Raw genomic sequence first — 25,290 nt, 5'->3', positions numbered from 1 at the left:
GGAACAGCGTTCACAATACTGAACGCATCCGCGCGGGTCAGCGTAGATCCAGGAGGCAGTTCGCCATGGCAGCAACACCAGTCTGGAGTGTGGACCCCCGCACCGGGAAGCACCGCGAGCAGGTTGCGGTGGAGGCCACACCCCGGGAGGTGGACGAAGCCGTGCGCGCGGCCCACGCCGCCCGCGGCTCGCTGGCCGACGCCGCGCGGCGCGCCGCCTTCCTGCGCGCCGCCGCCGATCTGCTCGACGAGGCGGCCGCCCACGTCATCGAGGCCGCCGACGCCGAGACGGCGCTCGGCCCCGGCCGGCTCACCGGGGAGCTCGCCCGCACCACGGGCCAGTTCCGCGCCTTCGCCGACGCCGTGGACGAGGGCTCCTACCTCGACGTCCGCATCGACCGCGCCGATCCCACCACCGCCCCGCCCCGCCCCGAACTGCGCCGCTACAAGGTGGCGCTGGGCGTGGTCGCGGTCTACGCCGCCTCCAACTTCCCCCTCGCCTTCTCCGTGCCCGGCGGCGACACCGCCAGCGCGCTGGCCGCGGGCTGCCCGGTCGTGGTCAAGGCGCACCCCGACCACCCGGCCACCTCCGAGCTGTGCGCCTCGCTGCTGCGCCGGGCCGCCGTCGCCGCCGGGCTGCCGGCCGAGGTCGTCGCCGTGGTCCACGGCTTCGACGCGGGCCTGGAGCTGATCCGGCACCCGCTGGTCAGCGCCGCCGGGTTCACCGGGTCCATCCGGGGCGGGCGGGCCCTGTTCGACGCCGCCGCCGCACGGCCCGTACCGATCCCCTTCCACGGGGAGCTCGGTTCCCTGAACCCGGTCGTGGTCACCCCGGCGGCCGCCGCCGAGCGCGCCGAGGAGATCGGCGGCGGGCTGGCCGGCTCGGTCACGCTCGGCGTCGGCCAGTTCTGCGTCAAGCCCGGCCTGGTCCTCGTACCCGAGGGCGCGGACGGGGACCGGCTCGCGGGTGCCCTCTCCGATGCCCTCGTGAAGACCGAGCCCGGGGTGCTCCTCGACCACCGGATGCGGGACAACTTCGTCGCCGGGGTCCGCGAACGCGCCGCGCTGCCCGGGGTCGACGCGCCCGTCACCCCCGGCGCGGGCGGCGAGCACACCGTCGGCGCGGGCTTCCTGAGCGTGCCCGCGCGGACCCTGCTGGAGGGCGGGCCCTACGAGGTGCTCCTGGAGGAGTGCTTCGGCCCCGTCACCGTGGTGGCCCGGTACGCCGGCCAGGACGAGGCCGCCGCCCTGCTCGGGCGGCTCCCCGGAAACCTCACCGCGACCCTGCAGCTGTCGGCCGCCGAGGCGGACGGCGGCCCGGGTCCGGCGGCGGAGCTGATCTCCCAGGTCACGACGCTGGCGGGCCGGGTCCTGGTCAACGGCTGGCCGACCGGTGTGGCGGTGGCTCCGGCCCAGCACCACGGCGGCCCCTACCCGGCGGCGACCTCCCACTCCACCTCGGTCGGCGGCACCGCGATCGAGCGCTGGCTGCGCCCGGTGGCCTACCAGTCGGTGCCGGACGCCCTGCTCCCGGCGGAACTCCGCGAGGCCAACCCCCTGAACCTCCCGCGACGGGTCACGGGAGGCTAGGCCGGGCTGCCAGGGAGGCGCGGCGGGGTCAGGCGCTCAGGACCCGGGCCTTCTCCGCCGCGAACTCCTCGTCGGTGAGCAGGCCCTGGGCCTTCAGTTCGGCCAGCGCGGTGAGCTGGCCGACCCGGTCGACCGCGGGAGCCGGCGCGGCGGCCGGCTGCTGGGCCTGCTGCGTCTGCTGCGCCTGCTGCCAGGCCTGCTGCTGCGCGGCCGCCTGGGCCGCCGCCTGGTTGACGAGGGCCTGCTGCTCGGCGTCCGCCGCCGCCTGCTGCTGCGCGCTGCGCTCGGCCTGGCCCCGCTGCATCCTGCCGGAGACCGCGGTGGCCGTTCCCGCCACCACCGCCGTACGGGCCATCGCTCCCAGCAGTCCCGGGCGCCCCATGCGTCGACGCATGTCTCTCCTCCCCTACTTCTCGGTCAGTGCGGCGACGGCTCGTTCGACGCCGTCCCGTGGAATGCGTTCCATGAAGAGCACCTGCCCGTTGGACTCCCGTACCGCCGAGGCCAGGCGCGTGGCCCAGGCGTTCTCCCACACCACCACCAGCGCGGAGGACTCCGGGGCGAGGCCCTGCGCCACGGTCTCCAGATCCTCGTCGCTCAGCAGGTCGAACTCCTCGCCGAGGACCCGCTCGAACTGATCGGCCACCTCGGAGTCGGCGAGCTCCACCACGGACACCGCGCCGTCCCGCTCCTTGCGGACGAACGTGAGGTCGAGGATGCGCACCACTCCGCTCTCCTGGAGTTCGCGCAGGGCCGGGGCGACATCGCCGTTGAACCGATTGCCGTCGAAGGTGACCACGGCGACGTCCACCGGGCCGATCGATTCGACCGTAAGAGCTGCACCAGCAGGCATGAGCAAACCTCTTCCGTAGCGCATGAAATCACCGCAAAAGGGATCTTACTCGGCAGGGCTGGCACCGCATCGCGACGCGGGTCGAGGAATTGCGTTGCAGGCCGCCGCCCGGGGACGGCACCCTCGGCCCATGCCGAAACCTCACGGATTCTCGTACGAACAACGGGGCGACCAGAGTGTCGTCATCCACCACCAGGGCCGGTCCGCGGCCACCCTCCGGGGCGGGCGCGCCGCCGCGTTCCTGGCCGAGGTCGAAGCCGGCGACGCCCAGCTCGTCATGGCGCGCTGGACCGGCTCCTACAAGTTCGGCAACGAACGGACCGCCAGGAACCACCCCCGCAACCGGGGCCGCGTCTGAGGCGCGGGCGGGGCGAGAGTGAAGAAACGGGAAACCGGGTGAAAGCAAGGGAACGGCAAAGCCACCTCGGTCGTTCTCCCGGCATGACCGCTATGACCCCTGGTTCCAACCTGCCGCTCGATGCCGTCCGCGTGACGGTCGACGTGGCTGCCCCGGTGCGGCTCGACGTGTCCGCGCTGCTCCTCGCCGCCGACGGCAAGGTGCGTTCCGACGCCGATTTCATCTTCTTCAACCAGCCGTCCGGCCCCGGCGTCACCTACCGCTCGGGCGGCGGCACGGCGCCGGACTCGATCACCGTGGACACCGGTTCGGTCCCGCCCGGCATCGAGCGGATCGTCATCACCGCCAGCCCGGACGCCGCGGGCCAGACCTTCCAGGGCATCGAGCCCACCGCCACCGTCCGGGACGCCGGCAGCGGAGCGGTGATCTCCGCCTTCACCCCGCCGCAGCTCGGCACCGAGACCGCCCTGGTGGTCGTCGAGGTCTACCAGCGCGGCGGCGTGTGGAAGGTGCGCGCGGTCGGCCAGGGGTACGCGAACGGCCTCGCCGGCATCGCGACCGACTTCGGCGTCTCGGTGGAGGACGAGCCGGCTCCGGCGGCCGCCGCCGCCCCGGCCCCCGTCGCCCCGCCCGCACCGCCCGCGCCCCCGGCTCCCCCGGCGCCGCCCACGTACGCAGCCTCGCCCTGGCTCACCAGCGGCGCACCCGGAGCGACCCCGGCGCCCGCACCGGTCGCTCCCGCACCGGTCGCCCCCGCGCCGGTCGCGGCTGCCGCCCCCGGCGCCGGGAAGATCAACCTCGACAAGGGCCGGGTCAGCCTCCAGAAGAACCAGACCGTGTCCCTGGTCAAGGGCGGCCGCCCGCTGCTCTCCCAGGTCAAGATGGGCCTCGGCTGGGAGCCCGCGTTCCGCGGCCGGGACATCGACCTGGACGCCTCGGTCATCGCGTACGGCCCGCAGCGCAACCACATCGACAGCTGCTACTTCGGCAAGCTGTCCATCCTGGGCGGGTCGGTCAAGCACTCGGGCGACAACCTCACCGGCGAGGGCGCGGGCGACGACGAGGTGATCGTCGTGGACCTCGGCCGGCTCCCCGCGGACGCGACGGGCCTCGTCTTCACGGTCAACTCCTTCTCCGGCCAGAAGTTCACCGAGGTGGCCAAGGCCTACTGCCGCCTCATCGACGCCGCGACCAACGAGGAGCTGGTCCGCTTCGACCTCACCAGCGCCGAGCCGCAGACCGGCGTGATGATGGCCAAGCTGATCAAGCAGTTCTCCGGCGAATGGGAGATGACGGCCATGGGCGAGTTTGTGAAGTCGCGCACAGTGCGGGGCATGGTCAAACCGGCCGCGCAGGCACTCTGAGCAGGTGAGCGGGCACATGGAGCGACGGACACCCTCCCCGGGTGATCTGTTCCACCCTTAATGCGGAGGTGGCTGTCAGTGCCCGCCCGTAGCCTTGGAACCATGCACCAGACACTCCAGCCCGCGGGCCCCGCGCGCCCGTCCGCCGCCGAGGCGAACGAGGCGATCCGGCAGCTCGTCGAGAGCCGGGTGGACGGCGAGTGGCCCTCCGAGGCGTACGAGTTCCTCCTCGAAGAGTGGGCCGCGGCCAGCCGCGCCGAAGCTCAGTAAACGAACAGACGAACAGACGAACAGGTGAGACGACGAGAAGAGCCGCCGGGCCCGAAGGCCCGGCGGCTCTTCTCATGTCCGCCGCTCGCGGATCAGCGCCGGCGCCGCCACGGTCCCGTGACGGCCAGCATGATGCCCGGGTCCTGGATGCTGACGAACAGCGTCCGCCCGTCCGGCGAGAAGCAGACGCCCGCGAACTCCGAGTACTCCGGCTCCTCGGCCGTCCCCAGGTTCATCTCGTTGCGGGCCAGCGGGTACGTACGACCCGACTCGGTCGCTCCGAACAGGTGCTGCAGCCCCGAGCCGTCCTCGGCGATGATCACACCGCCGTACGGGGAGACCGTGATGTTGTCCGGGCCGTCGTACCCGCCGTCCGCCGACGGGTCGGCGTTCACCCCGAGCAGGACCTGCAGCCGCACCGTGCGCCGCTTGGGGTCGTAGAACCACACCTGGCCGTCGTGCGCCGCGCCCGGGCTCTCCGCGCGGGCGTAGGAGGAGACGAAGTACGCCCCGCCGTCGGCCCACCACATGCCCTCCAGCTTGCGCGCACGGGTCACGGCCGCCTCGCCGAACTGCTTGCGCACCGCCACGGTGCGCCCGTCGCGGTCCGGGACCGGCACCCAGTCCACCCCGTAGGTGGTCCCGATCTTCGTCGCCCGCGAGAGGTCGTCGACGAACAGCCCCGCACTGTCGAAGCACTTCGCGGCCGCCAGCACACCGGCGTCGTCGGCGAGGGTACGGAGCTTGCCGCGCCCGTGGCGGAAGCCGCTCGGCGGGGTCCAGCGGAAGAGCAGCCCGTTGGGGTTGGAGGCGTCCTCGGTGAGGTAGGCGTGGCCCTGGCGCGGGTCGATGACCACGGCCTCGTGGTCATAGCGCCCGAACGCCTTGACCGGCTTCGGGTCGAGGTTGGCGCGGCGGTCGTGCGGGTCGACCTCGAAGACGTAGCCGTGGTCCTTGGTCATGCCGTTCTTGCCGGCGAGGTCCGAGTTCTCCTCGCAGGTCAGCCAGGTGTTCCAGGGGGTGGAGCCGCCCGCGCAGTTGGTCGACGTACCGGAGATGCCCACCCATTCGGCGACCTCGCCGCCGCGCCGGACCTCGACGACCGTGCAGCCACCGGCCGCGGCCGGGTCGTAGACGAGGCCCTCGGTGAGCGGGACGGGGTGCGTCCAGTTCGTGCGCGGGCCCTTCAGCTCGTGGTTGTTGACGAGGAGGGTGACTCCCCGGTGGCCCTCGAAGGCGGCCGTGCCGTCGTGGTTGGACGGGGTGCTCTCGCCCGACTCGAGCGCGGTGACACCGCTGTGGGTGATCACGCGGTAGGCGAATCCGGCGGGGAGGGCCAGGATGCCGGCCGGGTCTGACACGAGCGGGCCATAGCCGCAACCGTGGCCGTGGCCGTGGCTGCCCTGACCCTGTTCACGACCCGCGTCCTGCGGCGCGCCGTCGTCCGCGGCGAGGGCCCCGGGGGCCGTGGCGAGGGCGCCGACCGTTCCGGTGAGCGCGACTCCCGCACCCGCGAGTGCGGTGCGGGTGGTGAAATCTCTGCGGCTGAGCGGCATCGGGTCTCCAGGGGTGGGGAGGTGGTGCGCCTGTCGTGCGGTCGTCGGCGCACACGCTCCCGCCCGCACGTGAACGCCGACTGAACTACCCGGGAATACGGACCGACCCCTTGACCGGTGACCGCGTTGGCCGAGTCCCTTTCGGGAACGGCTGGTTACCGCCGCCTCACACGCCGCGCGAACGCGCCTTGAACGCGGCCTTCCGGGCCTCCTTGGCGGCCTTCTTGTCGGGGTGCAGCCGCCCCATCGCCTCCAGCACGTGGGCCGTCGCCGGGTGCTCCACCCGCCAGGCCTGCTCGAAGAACCCGGCGTGATGGGCGGTCAGCGATTCGATCAGGAGCGGCAGCTCCGCCTCGGCACCCTCCCCGCCCTCGGCTCCCCCGCCGCTCCCGCCGCCCGTGGCGAGCTGCGCCGCGATCGTGTCGACCGTCAGCCAGAACACCATCTCCTGGTCCGGCGCCGGTACGTCGGCCACCCCGCGCTCGGCCAGCCAGACCCGGGCGAGTCCGCCGAGCTCCGCGTCGTCCAGGACCGCGCGGACGGCCGGCTCGGCCTCCGCTCCGGCCGGCGCCAGGGCCTGCTGGCAGCGCAGCCGGCGCAGCGGGGCGTCCGCATCGGCGCCGCGCGCCGCGGCGAGCAGTTCCGTGACGGCTTCGGGTACGGGGCGGCCGGCCAGCCACTCTTCGATCTCGGCCTGGGCGGCGGCCTCGGAGTAGTGGGAGACCACGTCGAGCAGCACGTCCGCGCCCTTGTCCGCCAGTTCGCCGACGGCCGGGGCCTCGACGCCCGCTTCCAGCATGCGGGCCCGGATCCCGTACAGCCCGAGCGGGGTCAGCCGTACCAGCCCGTACCGGGCGACGTCGTCCTCGTCGGGGGCGGCGCCCCCGCCCGCGCTCGCGAGGAACTCCTCGTCCTCGGCCTCCGCCATCAGGTCCTCGTCGACGGGGCGGAACTCGACCAGCCCGATCGGCTCCAGCTGCCGGAACTGGTCGTCGAGGCGCATCATCGCGTCCGAGACCTGCTCCAGTACGGCGTCGGTGGGATCACCCATGTCGTCCGGCACCACCATCGAGGCGGCGAGCACCGGGAGCGGCACCGGGCCGTCGGCCGTGCCGCCTTCGGTGACGGCGAGCAGGTAGAGGTTGGCGAGGACCCCGTCGAGGAAGTCGGCCTCGCGGCGCGGGTTCCAGTCGAGCTGGTCGAAGTCGATCTCGCCTCCCGCGTCGAGGGCGTCGACGAGGTCGTCCAGGGCGGGCACCGCCGCGTCGGCGAGGACGGTGTCCAGGGCGGCCAGCCACAGGTCGAGCACGTCGCCCGGGGTTCCGCCGGTCACCAGGGCCAGGTCCTCGCCGGGCTCGGCGGTGCCGAACTCCCCCTCCTCCTCGGCCCCTTCCCCGCCGGCGGAGCCGTCCTCCTCCGGTTCGGTGACGTCGACGAGGCCGGTGTCGACGGCCACCCGCCAGGCCTGGCTCGCGTGGGCGGCGGAGTCCTCGTCGGCGGGGTCGAGGCCCAGCAGGGCCACGGCCTCGGGCAGCTGCCCGGCGACGAGCTCGCCACCGGTGTCCACACGGGTGTCCGGTCCGGCCCAGCGGGCGAGGCGCACGGCGCGGGCGAACAGCGGGGCGGCCAGGGCCTCGCGGGCCAGTTCCGCGTCGGGCAGCAGCCGTACCGGCGGCAGCGTGGGGTGCGAGTCTGCGGACATGGGGCGGTTCTCCTCGCGGGCACGGGTGGTTCGGGTACGGGTGGTTCGGGTCGGGGTGGTTCGCGTGCGGGTAGTTCGCGCACCGGTGGTACGCGTGCGGGTAGTTCGCGCACCGGTGGTACGCGTGCGGGTAGTTCGCGCACCGGTGGTACGCGTGCGGGTCGTACGGCGCCCCAGAGTAGACGCATTTCGGGCGCACCCCGCGGCCTCTCCCCTTTGGTTCATCCCACAGTCAACCTGCGTATCCCCTGTAGGGCTTGACAACTTCGCCGGTCACGAAGGAAATTGACGCGCGTAGATATCTGCTTCCTCCTCCACACACCGGAGTTCCCGCCCATGCGCTCCTCGCATCCCCGTTCCGCCGCCGTCGCGGCCCTCGTCGCCACCGCGCTGGCCACCGGCCTGCTCGCGGGCACCGCCGACGCGGCCGAAGGCGCCGTGTCCGCCGATCCGATACGCATCCACGACATCCAGGGCACCACCCGGATATCCCCGCTGGTCGGCAAGCAGGTCACCGATGTGGCGGGCGTCGTCACGGGCGTTCGTACGTACGGTTCGCGCGGCTTCTGGATCCAGGACCCCGACACGGACGACGACGACGCCACCAGCGAGGGCGTGTTCGTCTTCACCAGCTCGGTCCCGACCGTCGCGGTCGGCGACGCCGTCACGGTCTCCGGCCTGGTCGGCGAGTACGTCCCCGGCGGCGTCTCCTCCGGCAACCAGTCGGTCACCCAGATCTCCAAGCCCGTCGTGACCGTGGTCTCCTCCGGCAACGCGGTGCCCACGGCCACCGCCGTCAACGAGTACTCGGTCCCCTGCGCTTACGCCCCGGACGGCGACCCGGCCGCCGCCGGCAGCATCAACGGCCTGACCCTGGAGCCCTCGCGCTACGCCCTGGACCACTACGAGTCCCTGGAGGGCATGAACATCGCGATCGGCACCTCGCGCGTGGTCGGCGCCACCGACCCGTACGCGGAGCTGTGGGTGACGGTTAAGGGCTGGGAGAACAACACCAAGCGCGGCGGCACGCTCTACGGTTCGTACGACTCGCAGAACACCGGCCGCCTCCAGATCCAGCAGCTCGCGCCCCTCGCGCAGCAGCCGTTCCCGGTGGCCAACGTCGGCGACAAGCTGACCGGCCGCACCGAAGGCCCGCTGGACTTCAACCAGTTCGGCGGCTACACCCTGGTGGCCCGTACGCTCGGCACGGTCAAGGCGGGCACCCTCGCCCCGGAGAAAACCAAGGCGCAGGCCGCGGGCGAGCTCGCGGTGGCCACGTACAACGTCGAGAACCTCGACCCGTCCGACCCGCAGGAGAAGTTCGACAACCTGGCGAAGGCGGTCGTCGAGAACCTCGCCTCCCCCGACATCCTCGCCCTGGAGGAGATCCAGGACGACAACGGCGCCAAGAACGACGGCACGGTCTCGGCCGAGGCCACGCTGACGAAGTTCACCGAGGCGATCACGGCCGCGGGCGGCCCGGCCTACCAGTGGCGGACCATCAACCCGGAGGACAAGAAGGACGGCGGAGAGCCCGGCGGCAACATCCGTCAGGTGTTCCTCTTCAACCCGGCGCGGGTCTCCTTCACCGAGCGCGCCCCGGGCGACGCCGTGACGGCGACCGGTGTGGTGCAGGAGAACGGCAAGGCCGCCCTGACCCACTCCCCCGGCCGGATCGACCCGGCGAACCCGGCGTGGGTGGACAGCCGCAAGCCGCTGGCCGGCGAGTTCGTCTTCCGCGGCAAGACCGTCTTCGTCATCGCCAACCACTTCGGCTCGAAGGGCGGCGACGAGGGCCTGACCTCGCACCACCAGCCGCCGGTGCGCAAGTCGGAGGCGAAGCGGCTGCTCCAGGCGCAGGCGGTGAACGGCTTCGTCAAGGACATCCTGGCGGCCGAGAAGAACGCGAACGTCCTCGTCGTCGGTGACATCAACGACTTCGAGTTCTCGGCGACGACGAACGCGCTGGCGGACGGCGGGGCACTGTACCCGGCGATCAAGTCGCTGCCGAAGTCGGAGCGTTACTCGTACGTCTTCCAGGGCAACGCACAGGTGCTGGACCAGATCCTGACCAGCCCGGGGATCAAGAAGTTCACGTACGACAGCGTGCACATCAACGCGGAGTTCTCGGACCAGAACAGCGACCACGACCCGCAGATCGTGCGCTTCCGCCCGTAGCGGCGCCGCCGAAGGGGCCGGGCCGCACCGCCGCCCGGCCCCTTTGGCATGATCCGCGCATGATCTTCCGCACCGCAACGCGTCAGGACCTGCCCGCCGTACTCGCCCTGCTGGCCCAGGACGACGACCCGGCCGGGACCGAGGCCGGGGCTCCGGCCGCCGAGCCGGTCTCCGAGGCCCACGAGCTGGCCTTCGCCGCGATCGATGCGGACCCGCGCAACGAGATGCTGGTCCTGGAGGAGGACGGGGACCTCGTCGGCTGCCTACAGCTGACGTACGTCCCGGGCCTCGGCCAGGGCGGGCGGGAGCGGGCCCTGGTGGAGGCGGTACGGATCCGCGCGGACCGGCGGGGCGGCGGGCTCGGGGCCCGCCTGATGGAGCTGGCGGCGGACCGGGCCCGCGAGCGCGGCTGCGGCCTGATGCAGCTCACCAGCAACAAGCGGCGCAGCGCCGCGCACCGCTTCTACGAGCGGCTGGGCTACGCCCGGAGCCACGAGGGCTTCAAGCTGCCGCTGGCCTGACCGGGAGGGGCGGGCGGTCGGGGCCGTCGGAGCCAAGGACGGGACCTTTGGCCCTGGCGTGACGCTCAGCACATCCCTACCCATTCGGGCGGTTCTGGTGTTGAGTGTCCCCACGCCCGATCTTGTACCGCACTCCAGCACTCCTTTGGAGGACCGCGTGTTCCCCTCCATCTCCCTCGCTCAGGAAATCGGCATCGCCGTCCTGCTCGTGGCCGCCGCCGTCTGGCTGATCGGCCTCGGCCACATGCTGTGGGACAGCCGTTTCCACCACCCGGAGCCAGGCACCTTCGAAGGCCTCTCGGTCATCCCCGCCCAGCGCGGCACCGCCGGCCACCCGATGGAGTCGGTGGAACTGACCGAGGCGGAGCAGCAGGCCTTCGCCGGCCTGGTCCGCACCATCCCCCTGCGCTGACGCCGCCGTGCGGAGCCACGTAGGCGAGCTCCCTCCCCCGCTCGGGGCGGGAGGGAGCTCACCACGCACGGTGCCCTCCCACCCCGTCGGGGTGGGAGGGCACCGGCACGTTACGACGGGACCGGGGTCGGTCAGTTGTGGCTGTGGAGGACCTCGTTCAGGCCGCCCCAGGCCGCCTTGTACGGGCGGGCCTCGACGGCGCCGGTGACCGAGTTGCGGCGGAAGAGGATGTTGTTGGCGCCCGAGAGCTCCAGGGCCTTGACGATCTGGCCGTCCGGCAGGGTGACGCGGGTGCCCGCGGTCACGTACAGGCCCGCCTCGACGACGCACTCGTCACCCAGCGCGATGCCGACGCCCGCCTCGGCGCCGATCAGGGTGCGCTCGCCGATCGAGATGATCTGCTTGCCGCCGCCCGACAGGGTGCCCATGGTGGACGCGCCGCCGCCGATGTCGGAGCCGTCGCCGACCACGACGCCCGCGGAGATCCGGCCCTCGACCATGGAGGTGCCCAGGGTGCCGGCGTTGAAGTTGACGAAGCCCTCGTGCATGACGGTGGTGCCCTCGGCGAGGTGCGCGCCGAGGCGGACACGGTCCGCGTCGGCGATGCGCACGCCCTTGGGGGCGACGTAGTCCGTCATCCGCGGGAACTTGTCGATCGAGGTGACCTGGAGGTGCAGGCCCTCGGCGCGTGCGTTCAGGCGGACCGTCTCGACCTGGTCGATCGCGACCGGGCCCAGCGAGGTCCAGGCGACGTTGGCCAGCAGGCCGAAGACGCCGTCCAGGTTCTGGCCGTGCGGCTTGACCAGGCGGTGGCTGAGCAGGTGCAGGCGCAGGTACGCGTCGTGCGCGTCCAGCGGCTTGTCCTCCAGGGAGGCGATCACGGTGCGGACGGCTACGACCTCGACGCCGCGGACCGCGTCCTGGCGGATCGCCTTGGGCGCGGTGGCGCCCAGCAGCTCGACGGCCTGTTCGGCGGTGAGGCGCTCGGTGCCGGCCGGGCCGGGCTCGGCGACCAGCTGGGGGGCGGGGAACCAGGTGTCGAGGACGGTGCCGTCGGCGGTGATGGTGGCAAGTCCGGCGGCGACGGCGCCGGTGGTACGCGTAGCAGTCATGCCCGAAACCTAACCGGCGACGGCCCGCGGTCGCGAACCGGTCTCATGTGCCGGGCGCTCGCGTCGCCGCGCCCCGCGCGAACCCATGACCAGGACCGTCCCGCCCGCGGCTGCGCCGAGTACCGCGCACAGCGGCCACAGCAGGCCCGGCGCGGCGCCGTACAAGGCTCCGCCGAGGGGCGCGGGGCCTCTACCCGATCCGGGACATCTGGGCGAGCGTGGCCGCCGCCCTCGCGGCGGTCCGCGGCGCGTAGGGCGGGGCGCGCCCGCCGGGACCCGACCCCCGGCCGGACCGCCCGCCGGGGCCGCCTCCCGGCCGCCCGGCCCGGGGGAACGCCCCGGCCCGGCCGCCGTCGGGGCCGCCGCGAAGGCCGCCGTCAGGCCCGCAGTACCCGCCGCAGGATCCCGCAGGCGTACGCCTCGTCGTACTCCGCCCCCGTCAGCAGGACCTGCAGGCTGATCCCGTCCATCACCGCCACCAGCGCCCGCGCCGTCGCCGGGTCCACCCGGTCCGACAGCGCCGCGGAGACGGCCTCGCACCATTCGGCCGCGACGGGGCGCAGCGCGGGGCGGCGCAGGGCGGCCAGGTAGAGCTCGTACTCCAGCTCCGCCCGCGCCCGGTCCGCCCCCAGGAACTCGCCCAGCAGGGCGGCCAGGGCGCCCGCCAGGTCCGCACCCGGATCGGCCAGCGCCGCCGAGTCCGCCACCGCCCGGGCGAATCCCTCGTTTGCCTGCCGCAGCGCCGCGACCAGCAGGTCGTCCAGGCTCTTGAAGTGGTACGTCGTGGAGCCGAGCGGTACGTCGGCCTCCGCGGCCACGCTGCGGTGGCTGAGCCCCGCGATGCCCCGGGCGCCCACCACCCGGATCGCCGCGTCGATGATCCGGTCCCGCCGGTCCGGGTCGTAGCGGCGCACCGAGCCGGCCATCAGCGGGCGACTCCCGTCACGGCGGCGGCAGCGGCAGTGGGCAACTGACAAGGCATGCGTACGACAGTACACACGGCCGCGCACGGTCGGCCGCACACCGCCGTGCAGTGCCACCCACCGCCGCCCCGGCGGGGCATCAGTGCGTGGTCCCCCCGAGGTTCAGCAGCACGACCCCGGCGATCACCAGCGCGATGCCGCCGATCTTCGCGGCCGTCGCCGCCTCCCCCATGAAGACCATGCCGATCGCTGCGATCGCCGCAGTGCCCACTCCGGCCCAGATCGCGTACGCCGTCCCGACCGACATCGACTTCAGCGTCTGCGCGAGCAGCGTGAAGGCGATGACGTAGCCCACCAGCGTGATCAGCGAGGGCCACAGCTTGGTGAAGCCCTCGCTGTACTTCATGGCGGTGGTACCGGCGACCTCTGCGGCGATGGCGGCGGCGAGCAGTATGTAGGGCATGCGTACGACTGTACACATCGTTATGGACGACCGTACATATCCGCGTGTCCCCGGGACTTTCCCGGCCCCGGCCGCTACGGTGTCCGCGCCGCGGCACCGAGGCACGCGCACCGGGGGACGGGAGATCCGCATGACCCAGCACGGGACGCGGCGCGATACGGGACACGGGACGCAGCACGGGACCCGGCTGCCGACAGGGCGGTCGACAGGGCCTTGGACACCCTGGGGCGGCGGGTGGCTTCTCCGCAGCCTCCCCGGCCCGGGGTGATATCCCTGCGGCCGCTCACCCCCGGCGAGATACTCGGCGGCGCCTTCGCCGCCCTCGCCCGGTACGGGGGCCGCCTCGCCACCGCCCAGGCCTCGGCCAGCTCGGCGCCCTGCTGACCTGCGCCCTGGCCGCCGCCCTGACCGAGGCCTGGGCGGCGTACGCTGTCCGGTTGCCGTTCACCTTCGCCGGGGCGCTCAGCGTCTCTGATGAGCTCAGGATTCCTGGGCGGACCTGGGTTTCAGGTCGGCGCGGAAGGCGGCTTGTGGTGCTGGGCAGGTTGTGGACGCCTGCGGGTGGGCCGCGTGTCCGTGCCGCTGGATGCGGCCGGGTGCTCATCGTGTGCGGTGCCTGCCGCCTGTGCCGCCGCTGGGTGCGGCGATTCGGTGGCTACAGCAACCTCCCCGCCGGACGCTTTCCGCCCGGTGTGGACCCGGGCGGGGCGGGGACCCCGCGTCGCTTGCTGGGCACGGGGCGGATTCTCATGGGCCCACCTCCAAGCGGCAGGCCGTTCTGCCCCGTACAACGAGGGCCCAGCCACCAGGACACGGCCGAAGGTGCGATCAACGGATCAGCGGATCGCCCACGAACCCCAGGCTAATCAACCATCCGCACGCGCCCCTGATCCCGGCGGTGGACGGCGGCTTCGTCGGCGTCGTGCACGCGATCCTCACCGCACTCGGCGCGATGGTCGCGCAGACGCTGCTGCTCTGCTTCCCGCAGCTCACCGCCGGCCTGCTCTACGCAGACCGGCGGCTGCGCCGCGAGGGCCTGGCGTCGGAGCTGGAGCGGCAGTCCCAGGAGCTCAGTTCAGCGTGAACCAGGCCGCGCGGGACTTCTTCCACTCCGGGTGGTCGAGGTCCTTGGCCTCGGTGCCGTCGCCGTACAGGTCGGCGGAGCCGCTGTCGGTGATCAGCTGGACGCCGGCGCCGGGGACCCGCAGGTCGGGGACGCGGACCACGGCTTCCCAGCCGCCGGGGTCGGTGGTCGGCAGGTCGGCCCGCTTGACCGGGGCGTGGCCCGGGACGCCGTCCCACTGGTAGAGGGCGTAGGGGTCGGAGTTGTCGTCCGCCGCCCAGGAGCCGGCCAGGACCAGGTACTGGTCGGCGGCGTTCTTGCGGATGTCACGGATCGCGAGCCCGCCGAGGTCCATCTCGATCGGCTCGCCGAAGACCGGCTCGGCCGCGCCGGCCACGACCTGGTCGATGTTGGTGACGGGCACGACCAGTGCCTCGCCGCCGGGCACGGCGGGCGCCAGCGGGGCGCGGAAGCCCAGGTAGGCGGTGGTCCTGGAACCCGGGGCGAACTCCAGGCCCTCCACGTTGAAGCCGTCGATGCTCTTCGGGATCTTGCCGGCCGCCGTGCCCGCCGCGAAGCCGTAGCGGTTCCCGTTCGCCGTGTCCCAGGCGATCAGGTCCTCGCGCAGGCCCTTGTACGCGGAGCCGAAGACGATCTCGGTGTCGGCGCCCGTCCCGGTGAGCCTGGTGGTGAAGACGGTGTTGCGCTCGGCCTTGTACTTGCCGTCCTTGTTGTTGCCGAGCGAGCCCGTCCAGTAAACCGTGTCGCCGACCCGGGCGGCCGCCTCGATGTCGGCTTCCTTCTTGATGCCGAGCGCGGGGCCGAGGTCCCAGGTCTTCACCGGGGCGCCCGAGCGGAAACGGTCGTACAGGCGCAGCACGTTGGTCTCGTCGTCGGCCACCAGCGCGTAGCCGCCGCCGACGTCCACGGCGGCCGAGGAGTCGGCGGAGCCCGTGAGGTAGCGGGTGGCGAAGGCGCCGGTGCCCACCCGCGCCGAAGCGGCGTAGGAGAGGGTGGCCGTGGCCGTCCTGCCGCCGCGGCCGGTCACCCGGAGCGTGAGGTCGGTGTAGCCCTGGGCCTGCGGGCGGACGGTCAGCTCGCGGTCGCCGTGGCCGGTCCTGCCGATGCGCACGTCGCCGGGCCCGGCGACCGCCGGGTTGCTGGAGGAGAGGACGTCGACCTTGAGGAAGGCGGCGGGTATCCCCTCCTGCGCGATGCGTCGAGAAGATTCGGCCACCGTGGCCAACTCCCGGTGCACGCGGCCCGTCCGCCGGGAAAACAGCGGACCCCCGGCACACCCGTGCCGGGGGTCGTCTGTTCACTCGGCCGTAGGACGGCCGTCGTTCTCGGGCCGGGCGTCGGTCAGACGTTGAAACCGAGCGCGCGCAGCTGCTCGCGGCCGTCGTCCGTGATCTTGTCCGGGCCCCACGGCGGCATCCACACCCAGTTGATGCGCAGTTCGCTGACGATGCCGTCCGTAGCCGACTTCGCCTGGTCCTCGATGACGTCCGTCAGCGGGCAGGCCGCCGAGGTGAGGGTCATGTCGAGGGTCGCGATGTTCGCGTCGTCTACGTGGATGCCGTAGATCAGGCCCAGGTTGACGACGTCGATGCCCAGCTCGGGGTCGACCACGTCGTAGAGGGCCTCGCGGACCTCTTCCTCGGTGGCCGGCTTGATGGACGCCTCGGGCGTCGCGTTCTCGGTCATGCCGTCTTCCTCTCGGCGTCGCCCAGTGCCTGGGCGGTCGCGTCCTTCCAGGCCATCCAGCTCAGCAGAGCACACTTCACCCGGGCCGGGTACTTGGAGACGCCGGCGAACGCGACCGCGTCCTCCAGCACCTCCTCCATGGCCTCGTCGGGCTCGATCTTGCCCTTGGACTGCATCAGCTCCAGGAAGACTTCCTGGATCTTGCGCGCCTCGCCCAGCTCCTTGCCGACGAGCAGCTCGTTCAGTATCGACGCGCCGGCCTGGCTGATGGAGCAGCCCTGGCCCTCGTACGAGATGTCGGTGAGCGTCTCGCCGTCGTACTTCACGCGCAGGGTGATCTCGTCACCGCACGTCGGGTTGACGTGGTGCACCTCGGCGTCGCCGTCGCGCAGGCCTCGCCCGCGCGGGTGCTTGTAGTGGTCCAGGATCAGCTCCTGGTACATGGATTCCAGCTTCACTGCGCCCTCGTCGCCTTCGTCGCTTCGTCTTATCCGAAGAAGTTCCGTACGTGCTCCAGCCCGTCGATCAGTGCGTCGACCTCGGCCGGAGAGGAGTACAGATAGAAAGACGCTCGCGTCGTCGCCGGAATTCCGTACCGGAGGCAGACCGGGCGGGCGCAGTGGTGTCCCACGCGGACCGCGATGCCCTGCTCGTCCAGTACCTGGCCGACGTCGTGCGGGTGGATGTCACCGAGCACGAAGGAGATCGCGGCGCCGCGGTCCTCGGCCGTGGTCGGGCCGATGATGCGCAGGTCCGGGACCTCCGCCAGGCGCTTGATCGCGTACTCGGTGATCGCGTGCTCGTGCGCGGCGATCTTGTCCATGCCGATCGCGGTCAGGTAGTCCACGGCCGCGCCGAGGCCGACGGCCTGGGCGATCGGGGGCGTACCGGCCTCGAACTTGTGGGGTGCCGGGGCGTACGTCGAGGAGTGCATCGAGACGGTTTCGATCATCTCGCCGCCACCCAGGAAGGGCGGCAGGTCCTCGAGCAGCTCCTGGCGGCCCCAGAGGACGCCGATGCCGGTCGGGCCGCACATCTTGTGACCGGTGAAGGCCACGAAGTCGGCGCCGAGCGCCTGCACGTCGAGCGGCATGTGCGGCGCGGCCTGCGACGCGTCGATCAGCACCAGCGCGCCGACCTCCTGCGCGCGCCGGACGATCGCCTCGGTCGGGTTGACCGTGCCCATGATGTTGGAGACCAGCGTGAAGGAGACGATCTTCGTCTTCTCCGTGATGACCTCTTCGATGTTGGACAGGTCGAGCCGGCCGTCGTCGGTGAGGCCGAACCACTTCAGCTTCGCGCCGGTGCGCTGCGAGAGCAGCTGCCACGGCACGATGTTGGAGTGGTGCTCCATCTCCGTGATGGCGATCTCGGTCTCGCGGTCGACCCGGTAGGGCTCGTCCGCCCAGCCGAGCATGTTCGCGACCAGGTTGAGCGACTCCGAGGCGTTCTTGGTGAAGATCACCTCGTTGCGGCTCGGAGCGTTGATGAAGGCGGCGACCTTGTCGCGAGCACCCTCGTACAGTGCCGTGGCCTCCTCGGCGAGCACGTGCACGCCGCGGTGGACGTTGGCGTTGTGCCGCTCGTAGTACTCGTTCAGCGCGTCGAGCACCTGGCGCGGCTTCTGCGAAGTCGCCGCGTTGTCCAGGTAAACGATCTTCTTCCCGTCGTGGACCACACGATCCAGAAGGGGGAAGTCCTTGCGGATCGCCTCGATGTCGAGGAGGCCAGGCAGCTGTGTCACGCGGTCGCGCCACCCTTCGTGCTGTACGACTCGTAGCCTTCGGCCTCCAGCTTGTCGGCGAGCTCGGCGCCACCGGACTCGGCGATGCGGCCCTCGGAGAAGACGTGGACGAAGTCGGGCTTGATGTAGCGGAGGATCCGCGTGTAGTGCGTGATCAGCAGGGTGCCGGTCTCGCCGGTCGCGCGGACGCGGTTGACGCCTTCGGAGACCTGACGCAGGGCGTCGACGTCCAGGCCGGAGTCGGTCTCGTCGAGGATCGCGATCTTCGGCTTCAGGAGCTCCAGCTGCAGGATCTCGTGGCGCTTCTTCTCACCGCCGGAGAAGCCCTCGTTGACGTTGCGCTCGGCGAAGGCCGGGTCCATCTGGAGCTGCTCCATCGCGGCCTTGACCTCCTTCACCCAGGTACGCAGCTTCGGCGCCTCGCCGCGGATGGCGGTGGCCGAGGTGCGCAGGAAGTTGGAGACCGAGACGCCGGGGACCTCGACCGGGTACTGCATGGCGAGGAAGACGCCGGCGCGGGCGCGCTCGTCGACGGACATCTCCAGGACGTCTTCGCCGTCGAGGGTGACGGTGCCACCGGTGATCGTGTACTTCGGGTGACCGGCGAGCGAGTACGCCAGCGTGGACTTGCCGGAGCCGTTCGGACCCATGATGGCGTGCGTCTCACCCTGCTTGACGGTGAGGTCGACGCCCTTGAGGATCTCGCGGGCGCCGTGCTCGGCCTCGACGGAGACGTGCAGGTCGTGGATTTCAAGCGTTGCCATGGATACCTCAGGACTCCTGGGTGAGGGAGACGAGCACGTCGTCCCCTTCGATCTTTACGGGGTATACGGGTACGGGGCGCGTCGCGGGCAGACCGGAGGGCTTGCCGGTGCGCAGGTCGAAGGCCGACCCGTGCAGCCAGCACTCGATCTGGCAGTCCTCGACCTCGCCCTCCGAGAGGGAGACGTTCGCGTGCGAGCAGATGTCGTTGATCGCGAACACCTCGCCCTCGGTGGAGATGATGGACACCGGCGTGCCGTCGAGTTCCACCCGCTTGGGGGTGTTCTCCTCCAGCTCGCTCATCGCACAGGCCTTGACGTAGGTCATCAGACGGACGCCTGCAGCTCGGTTTCGATCTTCGCGAGCAGTCGCTCTTCGATGTCGGGGACACCGATCTGCTGCACGAGCTCGGCGAAGAAGCCGCGCACGACCAGACGGCGGGCCGTGTCGGCCGGAATGCCGCGGGACTGGAGGTAGAAGAGCTGCTCGTCGTCGAAGCGGCCGGTCGCGGAGGCGTGGCCGGCGCCGACGATCTCGCCGGTCTCGATCTCCAGGTTCGGCACCGAGTCGACCCGCGCGCCGTCCGTGAGGACGAGGTTGCGGTTCATCTCGTAGGTGTCGGTGCCCTCGGCGGTCTTCTCGATGAGCACGTCACCGATCCAGACGGCGTGGGCGTCCTGGCCCTGGAGCGCGCCCTTGTAGACCACGTTCGACTTGCAGTGCGGGGCCTTGTGGTCGACCAGGAGACGGTGCTCCTGGTGCTGGCCGGCGTCCGTGAAGTACAGGCCGAACAGCTCGGCCTCGCCGCCGGGGCCCGCGTAGTTCACGCGGGGGTGCAGGCGTACGACGTCGCCGCCGAAGGTGACCACGATCGACTTGAAGGTCGCGTCGCGGCCGATCAGGGCGTTGTGCTGGGAGCAGTGGACGGCGGTGTCGTCCCAGTCCTGCACGGAGACGACGGTGAGCTTGGCGCCGTCGCCGACGAGGAAGTCGACGTTGGCGGCGCGCACGCCGTCACCGGTGTGGTCGATGACGATGACGGCCTCGGCGAAGGCCTTCACGTCGAAGACGGTGTGGCCGAAGGTGGTGCCGCCCTCGCCGTGCAGCGTGACGCGCACGGGCTCGGTGAGCACCGCTTCCTTGGGCACGGTCACGACCGTGGCCTTGGCGAAGGACGAGAACGCCTGGGCGGCGATCCGGTCCACCGGGGTGCCGGCCTTGCCGATGCGCGCGTCGCCGCGCTCCACGGACTCGATCGTGACCACGTCGGGCGCGTCGATCTGGGCCTTCATGGTGCCGTTGGCGACCGCGGTGCCGTCGTGCAGGCCCTTGAGGCGGGCGAGCGGCGTGAAGCGCCACTCCTCCTCGCGGCCGTTGGGCACGGGGAAGTCCGCCACGTCGAAGGACGGGGGGGCACTCATCCGGGTGGCGACGGTGGACTCGGCGGCCACCGCGATCGCGCCGGCGGTGGTCGAGCCCGCCGGAATGTTCTGAGCCTCAGCCATGGCTGTCGTGTTGCTCTCTTCCTTAAAGAATCTGCTGCGGGACGTCGGGCGGGCCGGGACTAACCGACCGAGCCTTCCATCTGCAGCTCGATCAGCCGGTTCAGCTCCAGCGCGTACTCCATCGGCAGCTCACGGGCGATCGGCTCGACGAAGCCGCGCACGATCATCGCCATGGCCTCGAACTCCGTCAGACCGCGGCTCATCAGGTAGAAGAGCTGGTCGTCGGAGACCTTGGAGACGGTTGCCTCGTGGCCCATGGACACGTCGTCCTCGCGGACGTCCACGTAGGGGTAGGTGTCCGAGCGGGAGATGGTGTCGACCAGGAGCGCGTCGCACAGCACGTTGGACTTGGAGCCGTGGGCGCCTTCGCCGATCTCGACCAGGCCGCGGTACGAGGTGCGGCCGCCGCCTCGGGCCACCGACTTCGAGACGATGTTGGAGGAGGTGTTCGGCGCCATGTGGACCATCTTGGAGCCGGCGTCCTGGTGCTGGCCCTCGCCCGCGAAGGCGATGGAGAGGGTCTCGCCCTTGGCGTGCTCGCCCATCAGGTAGACGGCCGGGTACTTCATGGTGACCTTGGAACCGATGTTGCCGTCGATCCACTCCATGGTCGCGCCCTCGTACGCCACGGCGCGCTTGGTGACCAGGTTGTAGACGTTGTTCGACCAGTTCTGGATCGTCGTGTAGCGGCAGCGGCCGCCCTTCTTGACGATGATCTCGACCACGGCGCTGTGCAGCGAGTCCGAGGAGTAGATCGGGGCGGTGCAGCCCTCGACGTAGTGGACGTAGGCGTCCTCGTCGACGATGATCAGCGTCCGCTCGAACTGGCCCATGTTCTCCGTGTTGATACGGAAGTAGGCCTGGAGCGGGATGTCGACCTTGACGCCCTTGGGGACGTAGATGAACGAGCCGCCCGACCACACGGCGGTGTTCAGCGAGGCGAACTTGTTGTCGCCGACCGGGATGACCGTGCCGAAGTACTCCTGGAAGAGCTCCGGGTGCTCCTTGAGCGCGGTGTCCGTGTCGAGGAAGATGACGCCCTGCTCCTCCAGGTCCTCACGGATCTGGTGGTAGACGACCTCGGACTCGTACTGGGCGGCGACACCGGCGACGAGGCGCTGCTTCTCCGCCTCCGGGATGCCGAGCCTGTCGTACGTGTTCTTGATGTCCTCCGGCAGGTCCTCCCACGAAGCGGCCTGCTTCTCGGTGGAACGCACGAAGTACTTGATGTTGTCGAAGTCGATGCCCGAGAGGTCGGAACCCCAGTTGGGCATGGGCTTCTTGCCGAACAGCTTGAGGCCCTTGAGACGGAGGTTCAGCATCCACTCCGGCTCGGACTTCTTCGCCGAGATGTCGCGGACGACCTCTTCGGACAGGCCTCGCTTGGCGACCGCACCGGCCGCGTCGGAGTCGACCCATCCGTATTCGTAGGTGCCCAGGCCATCGAGCTCAGGGTGAGCAGTCTCCGTGGTCATGCGGGGTTCCTCCCGGCCGTACTTGCAGATACTGATGTGTCGGTCTGTGTGGCGCCTGTGCCAGCGGCGCCGTTTCCGCTGCGCGGAATGAACGTCGTGCACACCCCGTCGCCGTGGGCGATCGTGGCGAGACGCTGCACGTGCGTCCCGAGCAGGCGGGAGAAGACCTCGGTCTCCGCCTCGCAGAGCTGCGGGAACTGCTCGGCGACGTGTGCGACCGGGCAGTGGTGCTGGCAGAGCTGTTCACCGCTGTGCGGACCGGGAGCGCTCTTCGCCGTAGCAGCGTACCCGTCTCCGGTCAACGCCCTGGCAAGGGCCTCGGTGCGCTGCGCCGGGTCGGCCGCTTCCACGGCTTCGCGGTAGGTCTCCGCCTGCGCCGTCAGCCTGGCCTTCGCGAAGGCGGCCACGGCCGCTTCGCCCTGCTCCCCGCCCCCGGCGGCCTGCGCGATCCAGCGCATGGCGTCGGCGGCGAGCGAGTCGTAGGACTGGTCGAAGGCGTCCCGGCCGCAGTCGGTCAGCGCGAAGACCTTGGCGGGCCGACCTCGGGTCCGCGCACCGTACACACGCTGCTCACGGGGTTCGACGACGTCGTCGGCGACGAGCGTGTCGAGGTGGCGGCGAACGGCGGCCTGGGTGAGGCCGAGGCGCTGCGCGAGGTCGGCGACGGTGGAGGGACCGTGGTCCAGGATCGACCGCGCGACCCGGTTGCGGGTTGACCGCTCCCCGGTCGCGAGTTCGCCCTGGTGGGCCTCGCTCATCCGTTCGCCGTATTTCACAACGCCATTGTTGCGTAATTAGTCCGGCCCCGACAAGCCGTGATGGAGGCCACCTCTGGTGGCCTCCATCACTAAGGGTTACCTTATTTATCCACGGAGCGTTACTCGGAAGTCGACACTCCGCCCTCACGAAGAGCCCCTCCGGTGAACCAGTAAACGGCTCCCACCAGCAATCCCCCGCCCACGATGTTCCCCGGCACGGTGAACATCAGATTCCGGAAAAGATCACCGAACCCGGCTGAGCCATCCAGGATCGCGAGGCTGAAAACAGCCATGTTCGCTACACAGTGTTCGAATCCGACGGCGACAAAAACAGCCACGGGCAGCCACAGGACGAAAATCTTGGCGGCATCGCCGCGGGCCCGGGTGAACATCCAGATGGCCAGGCAGACGAGCATGTTGCAGAGCACCGCGCGCCAGAACAGCTGTCCGCCGCTCAGCGCCATCTTCCCGTGCACCATCTCGGTGAGCATGGACCGCGCCGAGGGCGAGGAGGCCACGCCCGAGGCGTGCACCATGGCCCCGAAGGCGAAGGCTCCGACCAGGTTCCCGGCCAGCGAGAGCGTCCAGGAGAGGATCAGGTCCCGGGGGCCGGTCCGCCCCGACAGGGCGCCGACCAGCATGACCATCACATTGCTCGTGAAGAGCTGGGCGCCGGCGAACATCACGATGGTCAGGGCGATCGGGAAGACCGCGCCCTCCAGCAGCTTCACAGCCGGCGAGCCCTTGGCCACGAACGGCGAGATCGCGACCAGGAGCAGCACCTCGCCGATGGCGATGTAGGCGCCGGCGAGCATCGCCGACACGAAGTAGCGCGGCGGATGCCCGAGGTCATGGGCCTTGTGCTCGGCCTGCCCCGAGGTGGCTTCGACGTTCTGAGCGATGCTGTTCACCAAACCTCCTCGAGGATCAGCGACGGCTGGTAGGGTCGTGGATCGCGGAGCGAGAACCAAGCCCGCACGGCAACTCCTTCCATAACTTCATACATCCGGGCTGGTTCCAACCCGGCTGGTGCTGATCGCGGAAGACTCGATCGTTCGCTGAGCGAACGAGCAGCGTGAGCCAGGAATCCCCCTCGTTCGCGAGCGGGAGGGTTCAACATTCGACGTTAGGTCCGCGCCGAGGGTTGGTCCGCACGAAAAGGTCATCAACGTGCGGGCCGGTAACCCCTCACCCCCGGGACCTAGGACCCCCTCCCCGGCTCCGTAGACTCAACCCCCATGAGCAACGACCCCGCCGTGGAAATCCGCGGACTGGTGAAGCGGTACGGCCCCAAAACCGCGGTGGACGGCCTGGACCTCACCGTCCGGAGGGCCTCGGTCACCGCAGTCCTTGGTCCCAACGGCGCGGGCAAAACGACCACTGTGGAAACCTGCGAGGGCTACCGCCGCCCCGACGCCGGATCCGTCCGCGTCCTCGGCCTCGACCCCGTGACACAGGCCGAGTCCCTGCGCCCGCGCATCGGCGTGATGCTCCAGTCCGGCGGCGTCTACTCCGGCGCCCGGGCCGTCGAGATGCTGCGCCACATGGCCAAGCTCTACGCCGACCCCCTGGACGTCCCCACCCTGGTGGAACGCCTCGGCCTCGGCGGCTGCGGCCGCACCGCCTACCGCCGGCTCTCCGGCGGCCAGCAGCAGCGCCTGGCCCTCGCCATGGCCGTCGTCGGCCGTCCCGAGCTGGTCTTCCTGGACGAGCCGACCGCCGGGCTCGACCCGCAGGCCCGCCGCGCGACCTGGGAACTCGTACGGGAACTGCGCGCCGACGGAGTCTCGGTCGTCCTCACCACGCACCACATGGACGAGGCCGAGCAGCTCGCCGACGAGGTCGCCATCGTCGACGCCGGCAAGGTCATCGCCCACGGCACCCCCGACGCGCTGTGCCGCGGCGGCGCCGAGAACACCCTGCGCTTCACCGGCCGCCCCGCGCTCGACGTCGGCTCCCTGCTGAAGGCCCTGCCCGACGGCACCCAGGCCGCCGAGCTCCTCCCCGGCGTCTACCGGGTCACCGGCGACGTGGACCCCCAGCTGCTGGCCACCGTCGCGTCCTGGTGCGCGCAGCACGGGGTGATGCCCGACAGCCTCTCGGTGGAGCGGCACACCCTCGAAGACGTCTTTCTGGAACTCACGGGCAAGGAGCTGCGCGCATGAGCGCCGGTACGTTCACCCCCCGCCCCGGGGCCGCGCCCGTGTCCCGCATGATCCTGGCGCAGACCGCGCTGGAGACCCGGATGCTGCTGCGCAACGGCGAGCAGCTCCTGCTGACCGTGATCATCCCGGCGCTTCTGCTGGTGCTGTTCTCGGCCGTCGACATCATCGACGTGGGCACGGGCAAGTCCGTGGACTTCCTCGCCCCCGGCATTCTGGCGCTGGCCGTGATGTCCACCGCCTTCACCGGCCAGGCCATCGCCACCGGCTTCGACCGGCGCTACGGGGTCCTCAAGCGGCTCGGCGCCTCCCCGCTGCCGCGCTGGGCCCTGATGGCGGCCAAGACGCTGTCCGTCCTGGTCACCGAGGTGCTGCAGATCGCGCTGCTGACGGTGATCGCCTTCGCCCTGGGCTGGTCCCCGCAGGGGAACCCGCTGTCCGTCGCCGTGCTGATCCTGCTCGGCACCGCCGCCTTCTCCGGGCTGGGCCTGCTGATGGCCGGCACCCTCAGGGCGGAGGCCACACTGGCCGCCGCCAACCTGGTCTTCCTGCTGCTCCTGGTCGGCGGCGGGGTGATCGTGCCGCTGGACAAGTTCCCCGGCGCGGTCCAGTCCGTCCTCGGCCTGCTCCCGATCTCCGCACTCTCCGACGGGCTGCGCGAGGTGCTCCAGCACGGGGCCGCGCTGCCCTGGGGCGACGCGGCGATCCTGGCGGTCTGGGCCGTACTCGGTCTGGGCGCAGCCGGGCGGCTCTTCCGCTGGGAGTGAATCCCTTCCCCCGAGCGTTGCCCTGGCAGGAGGATGGTCGCCTCCA

Annotated in this window: 28 protein-coding genes; 11 read left to right on the top strand and 17 right to left on the bottom strand. The window is 71.1% G+C overall.

Translation table 11 applies throughout. The features are described 5' to 3' along the window. The first annotated feature begins 65 nt into the window (after positions 1-65). Positions 66-1,589 (top strand): aldehyde dehydrogenase (NADP(+)), encoded by a 1,524-nt coding sequence (locus tag MTF69_RS26455; protein ID WP_243338437.1) that lies wholly within the window; start codon positions 66-68, stop codon positions 1,587-1,589. A gap of 28 nt (positions 1,590-1,617) precedes the next feature. On the opposite strand, the gene MTF69_RS26450 is transcribed toward MTF69_RS26455, so the two are convergent. Together MTF69_RS26450 and MTF69_RS26445 are read right to left on the bottom strand one after the other, a co-directional pair. Continuing rightward, positions 1,618-1,983: an SHOCT domain-containing protein gene (locus tag MTF69_RS26450; RefSeq protein WP_243338435.1), complete on the bottom strand. Its 366-nt coding sequence runs from the start codon at positions 1,981-1,983 to the stop codon at positions 1,618-1,620. A 12-nt stretch (positions 1,984-1,995) separates the two neighbouring features. Then, a complete protein-coding gene (locus MTF69_RS26445) occupies positions 1,996-2,442 on the bottom strand; it encodes a DUF6325 family protein (protein WP_243338434.1) in 447 nt (148 codons plus the stop codon). 130 nt (positions 2,443-2,572) lie between these two features. Between MTF69_RS26445 and MTF69_RS26440 the strand changes: the two genes are divergently transcribed. The 3 genes from MTF69_RS26440 (at position 2,573) to MTF69_RS26430 (ending at position 4,434) form a co-directional block, all read left to right on the top strand. Further along, on the top strand, positions 2,573-2,800 hold the full coding sequence (locus MTF69_RS26440) for a hypothetical protein (protein WP_243338432.1): 228 nt from the start codon (positions 2,573-2,575) through the stop codon (positions 2,798-2,800). Positions 2,801-2,892: 92 nt separating this feature from the next. Further along, positions 2,893-4,164, top strand: coding sequence for a TerD family protein (locus MTF69_RS26435; RefSeq protein WP_243338431.1), 1,272 nt, complete (start codon positions 2,893-2,895; stop codon positions 4,162-4,164). 102 nt (positions 4,165-4,266) lie between these two features. Then, positions 4,267-4,434: a hypothetical protein gene (locus tag MTF69_RS26430; RefSeq protein WP_243338429.1), complete on the top strand. Its 168-nt coding sequence runs from the start codon at positions 4,267-4,269 to the stop codon at positions 4,432-4,434. Between the two features lie 92 nt (positions 4,435-4,526). On the opposite strand, the gene MTF69_RS26425 is transcribed toward MTF69_RS26430, so the two are convergent. Continuing rightward, positions 4,527-5,990, bottom strand: coding sequence for an alkaline phosphatase PhoX (locus tag MTF69_RS26425; protein WP_243338427.1), 1,464 nt, complete (start codon positions 5,988-5,990; stop codon positions 4,527-4,529). Positions 5,991-6,156: 166 nt separating this feature from the next. Beyond that, positions 6,157-7,692 (bottom strand): hypothetical protein, encoded by a 1,536-nt coding sequence (locus MTF69_RS26420; RefSeq protein WP_243338426.1) that lies wholly within the window; start codon positions 7,690-7,692, stop codon positions 6,157-6,159. Between the two features lie 336 nt (positions 7,693-8,028). On the opposite strand from MTF69_RS26420, the gene MTF69_RS26415 reads away from it, so the two are divergent. From MTF69_RS26415 to MTF69_RS26405, 3 genes are all read left to right on the top strand, one after another. Then, the gene (locus MTF69_RS26415; protein WP_243338603.1) at positions 8,029-9,870 is read left to right on the top strand and encodes an endonuclease/exonuclease/phosphatase family protein; all 1,842 of its coding nucleotides are present in this window, start codon (positions 8,029-8,031) and stop codon (positions 9,868-9,870) included. Positions 9,871-9,929: 59 nt separating this feature from the next. Next, positions 9,930-10,391, top strand: coding sequence for a GNAT family N-acetyltransferase (locus MTF69_RS26410; RefSeq protein ID WP_243338423.1), 462 nt, complete (start codon positions 9,930-9,932; stop codon positions 10,389-10,391). A 157-nt stretch (positions 10,392-10,548) separates the two neighbouring features. Then, positions 10,549-10,803, top strand: a complete 255-nt coding sequence (locus MTF69_RS26405; protein ID WP_243338422.1) for a hypothetical protein — start codon at positions 10,549-10,551, stop codon at positions 10,801-10,803. 131 nt (positions 10,804-10,934) lie between these two features. On the opposite strand, the gene dapD is transcribed toward MTF69_RS26405, so the two are convergent. From dapD to MTF69_RS26390, 3 genes are all read right to left on the bottom strand, one after another. After that, positions 10,935-11,915, bottom strand: a complete 981-nt coding sequence (dapD, locus tag MTF69_RS26400) for a 2,3,4,5-tetrahydropyridine-2,6-dicarboxylate N-succinyltransferase (protein WP_243338420.1) — start codon at positions 11,913-11,915, stop codon at positions 10,935-10,937. A 377-nt stretch (positions 11,916-12,292) separates the two neighbouring features. Next, on the bottom strand, positions 12,293-12,841 hold the full coding sequence (locus MTF69_RS26395) for a TetR/AcrR family transcriptional regulator (protein WP_243338418.1): 549 nt from the start codon (positions 12,839-12,841) through the stop codon (positions 12,293-12,295). Between the two features lie 136 nt (positions 12,842-12,977). Next, positions 12,978-13,301 (bottom strand): multidrug efflux SMR transporter, encoded by a 324-nt coding sequence (locus MTF69_RS26390; RefSeq protein WP_243338416.1) that lies wholly within the window; start codon positions 13,299-13,301, stop codon positions 12,978-12,980. Positions 13,302-13,535: 234 nt separating this feature from the next. Between MTF69_RS26390 and MTF69_RS26385 the strand changes: the two genes are divergently transcribed. Together MTF69_RS26385 and MTF69_RS26380 are read left to right on the top strand one after the other, a co-directional pair. Then, positions 13,536-13,685: a hypothetical protein gene (locus MTF69_RS26385; RefSeq protein WP_243338415.1), complete on the top strand. Its 150-nt coding sequence runs from the start codon at positions 13,536-13,538 to the stop codon at positions 13,683-13,685. Positions 13,686-14,199: 514 nt separating this feature from the next. Then, entirely contained in the window at positions 14,200-14,385 is a 186-nt protein-coding gene (locus MTF69_RS26380; RefSeq protein WP_243338413.1) for a hypothetical protein, read from the top strand. On the opposite strand, the gene MTF69_RS26375 is transcribed toward MTF69_RS26380, so the two are convergent. The 10 genes from MTF69_RS26375 to MTF69_RS26330 all read right to left on the bottom strand — a co-directional run bounded on the left by MTF69_RS26375 (position 14,372) and on the right by MTF69_RS26330 (position 23,226). After that, positions 14,372-15,622 carry a hypothetical protein gene (locus MTF69_RS26375; protein WP_374323865.1) on the bottom strand — a complete coding sequence of 417 codons (1,251 nt, stop codon included), beginning with the start codon at positions 15,620-15,622 and terminating at the stop codon, positions 14,372-14,374. The two genes, MTF69_RS26380 and MTF69_RS26375, sit on opposite strands and share 14 nt — an antisense overlap. Positions 15,623-15,726: 104 nt before the next feature. Next, positions 15,727-16,071 carry a metal-sulfur cluster assembly factor gene (locus MTF69_RS26370; RefSeq protein ID WP_073913993.1) on the bottom strand — a complete coding sequence of 115 codons (345 nt, stop codon included), beginning with the start codon at positions 16,069-16,071 and terminating at the stop codon, positions 15,727-15,729. Next, entirely contained in the window at positions 16,068-16,529 is a 462-nt protein-coding gene (sufU, locus tag MTF69_RS26365) for a Fe-S cluster assembly sulfur transfer protein SufU (protein ID WP_243338411.1), read from the bottom strand. The genes MTF69_RS26370 and sufU overlap by 4 nt, the downstream gene beginning before the upstream one ends. A gap of 29 nt (positions 16,530-16,558) precedes the next feature. Next, positions 16,559-17,815 carry a cysteine desulfurase gene (locus MTF69_RS26360; RefSeq protein ID WP_243338409.1) on the bottom strand — a complete coding sequence of 419 codons (1,257 nt, stop codon included), beginning with the start codon at positions 17,813-17,815 and terminating at the stop codon, positions 16,559-16,561. Beyond that, positions 17,812-18,579 carry a Fe-S cluster assembly ATPase SufC gene (gene sufC, locus MTF69_RS26355; RefSeq protein ID WP_243338408.1) on the bottom strand — a complete coding sequence of 256 codons (768 nt, stop codon included), beginning with the start codon at positions 18,577-18,579 and terminating at the stop codon, positions 17,812-17,814. Before sufC ends, MTF69_RS26360 begins: the two co-directional genes overlap by 4 nt. A 7-nt stretch (positions 18,580-18,586) precedes the next feature. Continuing rightward, a complete protein-coding gene (locus MTF69_RS26350; protein ID WP_243338406.1) occupies positions 18,587-18,904 on the bottom strand; it encodes a bifunctional 3-phenylpropionate/cinnamic acid dioxygenase ferredoxin subunit in 318 nt (105 codons plus the stop codon). Further along, a complete protein-coding gene (sufD, locus tag MTF69_RS26345; protein WP_243338405.1) occupies positions 18,904-20,082 on the bottom strand; it encodes a Fe-S cluster assembly protein SufD in 1,179 nt (392 codons plus the stop codon). The genes MTF69_RS26350 and sufD overlap by 1 nt, the downstream gene beginning before the upstream one ends. 59 nt (positions 20,083-20,141) lie before the next feature. Continuing rightward, the gene (sufB, locus tag MTF69_RS26340) at positions 20,142-21,557 is read right to left on the bottom strand and encodes a Fe-S cluster assembly protein SufB (protein ID WP_243338403.1); all 1,416 of its coding nucleotides are present in this window, start codon (positions 21,555-21,557) and stop codon (positions 20,142-20,144) included. Continuing rightward, a complete protein-coding gene (locus MTF69_RS26335) occupies positions 21,554-22,333 on the bottom strand; it encodes a helix-turn-helix transcriptional regulator (protein ID WP_374323858.1) in 780 nt (259 codons plus the stop codon). The genes sufB and MTF69_RS26335 overlap by 4 nt, the downstream gene beginning before the upstream one ends. 101 nt (positions 22,334-22,434) lie before the next feature. After that, positions 22,435-23,226: a formate/nitrite transporter family protein gene (locus MTF69_RS26330; protein WP_243338400.1), complete on the bottom strand. Its 792-nt coding sequence runs from the start codon at positions 23,224-23,226 to the stop codon at positions 22,435-22,437. Positions 23,227-23,553: 327 nt separating this feature from the next. Between MTF69_RS26330 and MTF69_RS26325 the strand changes: the two genes are divergently transcribed. Both MTF69_RS26325 and MTF69_RS26320 read left to right on the top strand, forming a co-directional pair. Continuing rightward, positions 23,554-24,480, top strand: coding sequence for an ABC transporter ATP-binding protein (locus MTF69_RS26325; protein ID WP_243338398.1), 927 nt, complete (start codon positions 23,554-23,556; stop codon positions 24,478-24,480). Continuing rightward, a complete protein-coding gene (locus MTF69_RS26320) occupies positions 24,477-25,244 on the top strand; it encodes an ABC transporter permease (RefSeq protein WP_243338396.1) in 768 nt (255 codons plus the stop codon). The genes MTF69_RS26325 and MTF69_RS26320 overlap by 4 nt, the downstream gene beginning before the upstream one ends. Positions 25,245-25,290 lie beyond the last annotated feature (46 nt).

The organism is Streptomyces sp. AP-93, from assembly GCF_022808175.1.
Lineage (GTDB): Bacteria > Actinomycetota > Actinomycetes > Streptomycetales > Streptomycetaceae > Streptomyces.
The sequence above is the reverse complement of the archived record's forward strand: the minus strand, read 5'-3'. Positions and strand labels throughout refer to the sequence as shown.